Source organism: Phenylobacterium sp. CCH9-H3, from assembly GCF_001557235.1.
Classification (GTDB): domain Bacteria; phylum Pseudomonadota; class Alphaproteobacteria; order Caulobacterales; family Caulobacteraceae; genus Phenylobacterium.
Genome location: NZ_LSJI01000033.1, coordinates 23,114 through 29,231, shown reverse-complemented (window position 1 = coordinate 29,231; position 6,118 = coordinate 23,114). Strand labels below are relative to the sequence as shown.

The window sequence follows — 6,118 nt, the reverse complement described above, 5'->3', positions numbered from 1 at the left end:
CGGCGGGATTGCGGCGTCGCGCGCCAGCCGGCCGAGCCGGGCCTCCATCCGCCGCACGTGGCTGCCGGGCCAGTAGCTGCGACCGCAGGCGGGGCAGATGCGGAACGGGCCGCCCCGTTCGGGCGCCGCGCCCGGCATCGCGGCGACCTCGTGTTCACCGGCGTCGCGGAGGTGGGCGTTGTCCATGACGCAGCGGGTGAAGGGCGCAAACTCCCAGTCGAGCACCACCTCCCGGGAAAGATGGTGCGCTTCGGCGTCGACGCCGAACCCGCGGATCAGGACCGACTCGTGCGCCGCGGCGGCGAGCCGTTTATCCCGCGTGAGCAGGATCCGGCCCTCGCGGCGCGCCGTCTTGATGAGTTCGGAGTCGGGTTCCCCATTGGAGGCCAGATAGGTGTCATAGCCTGCCGCGCGCAGCAGGCGCGCCAACCGAACGAGCATCTCGTCGCAAAGAAAGCGCATATTGGTGAAATCCGTGCGCGCCGGCGCCGTTCCGTCATTGCGCTGCAACATGATTTCGTAGAATGGATTTTGCATTGCGAAGAGCGGCCAGCTCCCCCTGGCTCATCTTGGAGCAGAGTAATGATCGAGTTGCGTACCTTCCCGGGCCTCTTCGTGGGCCGCCGCACCCTCGTGCAGGCCGACGAGGCTCCGCGCGACCAGCAGGGTTCCGCCTACGCCTGCGGCGCCTGCCGCCAGGAACTGGTCCGCGTCGACCGCTCGTTCTTCAACGACGTGGTGGTCAAGTGCCGCTGCGGGGAATTCAACCAGCTCTAGGCTGACGGGGGGCCGCAGCCCGCCCGTTTCAGGCGGGCTGGGTCTCGCCGACCAGAGGGCTCGGCTTGTTCTCGCGGATCCAGCGCTTCTCGTCCTCGCTGTTGGGCAAGGGCGGACGGATGCCCTGGATGGACCACAGTTCGAACGACGTCTCGTCGATGTGGAACTCCCAGTCGAAACCGCGATCCCGGATATAGGGCGCCAGCGCCTCGTCGCACTGGCCGATCCACCACGTCCGCGCCTCGGCCGAGGGCAGGGTGCGGGCGATGTGGTCGACCCAGATGCGGATGAATTTCGAGGCCGGCTCGCCCCCGACGAAGAACGAGTCCGGGTCGACTTCCTGGAACACCACGCCGACGTAGAATTTCGGCAGCCGGCTGTAGAGCGCGGTGATGCGCTGGGACAGCTCGCGCTTGTCGTCGGCCGTGAAGGCTCCCACTGGGTGATAGATCTTCCAAAGCGGCATCTGTCGGCTCCCTGCGCCGTTGACTTTAATGATGACGCTCATCATCATTGCAAGATCGAGGCGCGTCAAGCGGCAGGTTCCGGATGAAGATCAGCAAGGCCCAGGCCCAGGAAAACCGCGAACGGGTGGTCACCGCAGCGTCGGCGCTCTTCCGCGAGCGCGGGTTCGACGATGTGCCGGTGGGAGACCTCATGAAGGCTGCGGGGTTCACGCACGGCGGCTTCTACAACCACTTCGCCTCGAAGCAGGTCCTGGCCGCCGAGGCGCTGGAGACCGCCTGGGCGCAGATGGCGGCGGAGCGGGCGCGGGCGGACGGCGTCGCAGGCCTGCTGCCGCGCTACCTCTCGCGGGCCGCGCGCAACGCGCCGGGCAAGAGCTGTCCCGCCGCCGCGCTGGCCGGCGACATCGGTCGTCAGCCGGACGCCTTGCGGGCGGTGTTCGCCGAGGGCCTGGAAGGCATGATCGCCTCGATCGAAACGGGCCTGGCCGGCAAGGGCGACGCCCGCCGTGAGCGTGCGGTGGCCCTGGTCGCCCGGATGGTCGGCGCGCTGATGCTGTCGCGGGCCGTGCCCGACGACCATCCGCTGGCGAACGAGCTTCTGGACGCCAACCTGCGCGCGGCCCTGGCCGAGGTTGTCGGCGGCGACGACGCGGGGGCATGATCGCCGCCTGAGGTCTGGCGGCGGGGTGGCGCGTGGGGTTTCTTGAAGCGGGTCGGCTCGTCGCGCGCGCCGCAATGGCGTTGGCTTTGGCCGCCCTGGTTCCGGCGGCCTCGGCCGAGACGTTGCACGTCCGCGCCGGCCGGCTCGTCGATCCTGTGCGTGGCCAAGCCGTGGGTGAGCGGCTGATCACCATCGTTGACGGCCGGATCGCGACGGTCACGCCCTGGACGCACGCGCCGACGAGCGGGCGGGTGCTGGACTGGTCGCGCTACACGGTGCTGCCGGGCCTGATCGACATGCACACCCATGTGGCGGACGGGTTCGGCCAGACGGACGATCCCGCCGAGGCGCTGAAGCATTCCGAGGCGGAAACGATTCTCAAAGGCGCGGAGGCCGCCCGCACCATGCTGCAGGCCGGCTTCACCACGGTGCGGGACGTGGGCGCCTATCGCGGCCTGACCGATGTCGCCCTGCGCGATGCGATCGCGGCGGGCCAGGTGGAGGGGCCGCGGATGGTCGTGGCGGGCGCCTATATCACCAAGCCCGGAGGCGGCGGGGCGGTGACGGGCGCGCCGGACGGCGTCGAGATCCCCATGGCCTTCCGCCTCGGCGAGGCGCGCGGCCCGGACGAGGCGCGCCGCAGGGTGCGATACCTGATCGGCCAGGGCGCCGACTTCATCAAGGTGATCGCCACCGGCGCGGTCCTGGCGGTGGGCAGCGAGCCCGGTGCTTTGGAGCTGAGCGAGGCGGAGATCGCCGCCGCCTGCGACGAGGCCCGTGCGCTCGGCCGCTACTGCATCGCCCACGCCCACGGGGCGGAGGGAATCAAGGCGGCGATCCGCGCCGGCGCCCGCACCATCGAACACGCCAGCCTCATCGACGACGAGGGGATCGCGCTGGCCAGGGCGCGGGGCGTCTGGCTGGACATGGACATCTACAACGGCGACTGGATCGAGGAGGTCGGGACCCGGGAGGGGTGGCCGGCCGAATACCTGCGCAAGAACCGCGAGACGACGGACGCCCAGCGCGACGGCTTCCGCCGCGCGGTCGACGCCGGGGTGAAGCTGACATTCGGCACCGATGCGGCGGTCTATCCCTACGGCCTGGGCGGGCGGCAGTTCGCCTATATGGTCCGCTCCGGCATGAGCCCGGCCCAGGCGATCCGTTCCGCGACCGTCGAGGCGGCGGCTGCGCTGGGGCTGGAGCGCGAACTGGGCCAGGCGGCGCCGGGTTTCGCAGGCGACCTGATCGCCGTCTCGGGCGACCCGCTGGCGGATATCTCGGCGCTGACGCGGGTCGAAGGGGTGGTGAAGGCGGGGCGTCTCGTCGGGCGCTGAGGCTCAGGCGGCCTTCTTGCGCTTCGGGATCAGGTGGACGACGCCGACGATGACCGCGCCCACGATGAGCCCGACCACCGCCGAGGCCAGGGCATAGGCAAGCCAGCCCGTGACCGCGCCGACGCCCGGAACCTGCGCCGCCCATTCGGACGCCGCGTGCGCCAGGTGCGGGATCTGCGGCAGGTGGAAGTGCTCAAGCCCGTGGATGACGATGCCGCCGCCGACCCACAGCATGGCGGCGGTGCCCACCTTGGTCAGCACGTCCAGAACCACCGGCATCGCCTTGACGAGCCCGCGGCCCAGGGCCTGGCTGGACGGGCGGCGACGCTGGCTCATGTGCAGGCCGATGTCGTCCATCTTCACGATCAGGGCGACCACGCCGTAGACGCCGATGGTGATCAGCAGGCCCACCACGGCCAGGGCGGCGGCCTGGATCATCAGCGGCCGCTCGGTGACGTCGTTCAGGGCGATGGCCATGATCTCGGCCGACAGGATCAGGTCGGTGCGGATGGCGCCCGAGACCTTTTCCTTCTCCAGTTCGGCGGAGCTGAGCGCCAGCTCCTCCATTTCGTCGGCCCCCTCATGGTGAGTGACCGCCTCGACGATCTTCTCGGTCGCCTCGAAGCAGAGGAAGGCCGCGCCGACCATCAGGATCGGCGTCACGGCCCAGGGGGCGAAGGCGCTGAGAAGCAGGGCGCCGGGCAGCAGGAACACGAACTTGTTGCGCAGGGAGCCCAGCGCGATCTTCCAGACGATGGGAAGCTCGCGGTCCGGGGTGAAGCCCACCGCATAGCCAGGGGTCACCGCCGCGTCGTCGATCACCACGCCCACGGCCTTGGTGCCGGCCTTGCCGGCGGCGCCGGCGACATCGTCCAGCGAGGTGGCCGCGATCTTGGCGATCGCCGCGACGTCGTCGAGCAGCGCGACTAGGCCCGAAGCCATGGATGAGCGTCCCTGATGTCCGAGCGTCCTGCCTAGGGGCTGTCGGCGGCGACGTAAAGCGCGGGCGGCTGGCGAGGCGCCTCGAACCCGGATAGGCCTTCGCGGGCAACAGTTGGAGTAACCCATGCGCCTCTCCCGCCGTGATTTCGGACTAGGCCTGGCCGGCGCGGCTGTCGCGACGCGCGCCGCCGCGGCCGACGTCAACGCCGAGCTGACCGCCTTCCTGGACGCCCAGTTCGAGGAAGAGCTGGCGATGAGCCCCGAGCGCCTCACGCGGCTGGGCCGCAAGGCCGCCTACGACCAGCTCACCGACCGCAGCGATGCCGCCGCCGAGCGGGCCATCGCCTGGCGGCGCGCGAGCGTGGCGCAGATGAAGGCGAGGTTCGACCCGGCCAAGCTTTCGGAGGACGCCCGCACCTCCTACGAAATCTGGGCGCTCGAACTGGATCGCGCCGAGGCCGACCATCGGTGGCGCGGCCACCGCTATGTGTTCGACCGCAACGGCCCGCACACCAGCTTGCCGAACTTCATGATCAATCAGCACCGGGTGGAGAGCCCCGCCGACATGGAGGCCTACATCGCCCGCGTGTCCGCCATCGGCCGGGCGCTGGACCAGTCGCTGGAGCGGGCCAAGGCCTCCGCTGCGGCCGGGGTGCGGATGCCGCGCTTCTCCTATGACCAGTCGCTAGACGAGGTGCGGCGCATCACCACCGGCGCGCCATTCACCACCGACGGCGACTCGGCCCTGTTCGCCGACGCCACGTCCAAGCTCGCCAGGCTGCGGAGCGCAGGCAAGATCGATGCCGCGACCGAGGGTCGGATGCTGGGCGCCGTGACCGCCGCCATGACGGGCGAGATGAAGCCTGCCTACGACCGGGTCGCCGCCTGGCTGGCGGCCGACCGCGCCAACGCTGCGGCCGATCCCAAGGGCGCCGGCGCCCTGCCGGATGGCGCGGCCTTCTACGCCGCCATGCTGCGGGACCAGACCACCACAGACATGACCGCGGACCAGATCCACCAGCTGGGCCTCGATGAGGTGAAGCGCATCCGCGCCGAGATGGAGACGCTGAAGGCGAAGATCGGCTTTTCCGGATCGCTGGAGGACTTCTTCGTCTTCATGCGCACCGACAAGCGGTTCTTCCTGCCCAACGACGATGCGGGCCGCGCGCAGTACCTCAAGCTGGCCGAGGGCTACCTGGCCGGCATGAAGGCCAAGCTGCCGACGGTCTTCGGCCGCCTGCCCAAGTCGGACCTGGTGGTGAAGCGGGTTGAGAGCTTCCGCGAGGAGCCGGGCGGTGCGGCGCACTACTCGTCGGGCGCTCCCGACGGCTCGCGGCCCGGCGTGTTCTACGTCCACCTCGCCGACACGGCCGCGACGCCGACTTTCGAACTGGAGGGCACCGCCTATCACGAGGGCTGGCCCGGCCATCACATGCAGATCATGCTGGCCCAGGAGATGACCAGCCTGCCGGCCTTCCGCGGCCAGTACAACTACGGCGCCTATGTGGAGGGCTGGGGACTCTATTCCGAGCTGCTGGCCAAGGAGATGGGCTTCTACGTCGACCCCTACAGCGACTTCGGCCGCCTGGGCCGCGAGATCTGGCGCGCCATCCGGCTGGTGGTCGACACCGGCATCCACGCCAAGGGCTGGAGCGAGGCCCAGGCGGTGGCGTTCTACACCGCCAACTCGCCGCAACCGCCGGGCAAGATCCGCTCCGAGATCCGCCGCTACTTCGTCAATCCGGGACAGGCCACTTCATACAAGGTGGGAATGGTGAAGATCCTGGCGCTGCGGGCCCGGGCGCGGGAGGCGCTGGGGCCGAGGTTCGATATCCGCGCCTTCAACGACATGCTGGTGGGGGCGGGCGCCCTGCCGCTGCCGGTGCTGGAGACGCGGACGGACCGCTGGATCGCCCGCCAGAAGGCCTGACGCG

The 6,118-nt window shown here is 70.1% G+C and carries 7 protein-coding genes; 4 read left to right on the top strand and 3 right to left on the bottom strand.

Translation table 11 applies throughout. The annotated features are described in order from the left end of the window. Nucleotides 1-513, bottom strand: a 513-nt coding sequence (locus AX721_RS02740) for a DUF5615 family PIN-like protein (RefSeq protein WP_231754697.1), incomplete at its 3' end; no start/stop codon positions are given. A 69-nt stretch (nt 514-582) separates the two neighbouring features. On the opposite strand from AX721_RS02740, the gene AX721_RS02735 reads away from it, so the two are divergent. Beyond that, the gene (locus AX721_RS02735) at nt 583-777 is read left to right on the top strand and encodes a hypothetical protein (RefSeq protein WP_068874447.1); all 195 of its coding nucleotides are present in this window, start codon (nt 583-585) and stop codon (nt 775-777) included. 28 nt (nt 778-805) lie between these two features. On the opposite strand, the gene AX721_RS02730 is transcribed toward AX721_RS02735, so the two are convergent. Further along, nucleotides 806-1,243, bottom strand: a complete 438-nt coding sequence (locus AX721_RS02730) for a tautomerase family protein (RefSeq protein WP_068874446.1) — start codon at nt 1,241-1,243, stop codon at nt 806-808. Nucleotides 1,244-1,326: 83 nt separating this feature from the next. On the opposite strand from AX721_RS02730, the gene AX721_RS02725 reads away from it, so the two are divergent. Together AX721_RS02725 and AX721_RS02720 are read left to right on the top strand one after the other, a co-directional pair. Beyond that, nucleotides 1,327-1,905: a TetR/AcrR family transcriptional regulator gene (locus AX721_RS02725; RefSeq protein WP_068874445.1), complete on the top strand. Its 579-nt coding sequence runs from the start codon at nt 1,327-1,329 to the stop codon at nt 1,903-1,905. Between the two features lie 74 nt (nt 1,906-1,979). Continuing rightward, the gene (locus AX721_RS02720; RefSeq protein WP_068874443.1) at nt 1,980-3,242 is read left to right on the top strand and encodes an amidohydrolase family protein; all 1,263 of its coding nucleotides are present in this window, start codon (nt 1,980-1,982) and stop codon (nt 3,240-3,242) included. 3 nt (nt 3,243-3,245) lie between these two features. On the opposite strand, the gene AX721_RS02715 is transcribed toward AX721_RS02720, so the two are convergent. Next, a complete protein-coding gene (locus AX721_RS02715; RefSeq protein WP_068874441.1) occupies nt 3,246-4,184 on the bottom strand; it encodes a DUF808 domain-containing protein in 939 nt (312 codons plus the stop codon). Between the two features lie 124 nt (nt 4,185-4,308). Between AX721_RS02715 and AX721_RS02710 the strand changes: the two genes are divergently transcribed. Continuing rightward, complete coding sequence (locus tag AX721_RS02710; RefSeq protein WP_068874439.1) at nt 4,309-6,114, top strand: DUF885 family protein; 1,806 nt, start codon at nt 4,309-4,311, stop codon at nt 6,112-6,114. Nucleotides 6,115-6,118 lie beyond the last annotated feature (4 nt).

What these genes read in the sequence shown, in the direction of transcription:
- AX721_RS02720 (WP_068874443.1), top strand. Translation starts at nt 1,980, where the DNA reads ATGGCGTTGGCTTTGGCCGCCCTGGTTCCGGCGGCCTCGGCCGAGACG.
- AX721_RS02730 (WP_068874446.1), bottom strand. Translation starts at nt 1,243, where the DNA reads ATGCCGCTTTGGAAGATCTATCACCCAGTGGGAGCCTTCACGGCCGAC.
- AX721_RS02725 (WP_068874445.1), top strand. Translation starts at nt 1,327, where the DNA reads ATGAAGATCAGCAAGGCCCAGGCCCAGGAAAACCGCGAACGGGTGGTC.
- AX721_RS02715 (WP_068874441.1), bottom strand. Translation starts at nt 4,184, where the DNA reads ATGGCTTCGGGCCTAGTCGCGCTGCTCGACGACGTCGCGGCGATCGCC.
- AX721_RS02735 (WP_068874447.1), top strand. Translation starts at nt 583, where the DNA reads ATGATCGAGTTGCGTACCTTCCCGGGCCTCTTCGTGGGCCGCCGCACC.
- AX721_RS02710 (WP_068874439.1), top strand. Translation starts at nt 4,309, where the DNA reads ATGCGCCTCTCCCGCCGTGATTTCGGACTAGGCCTGGCCGGCGCGGCT.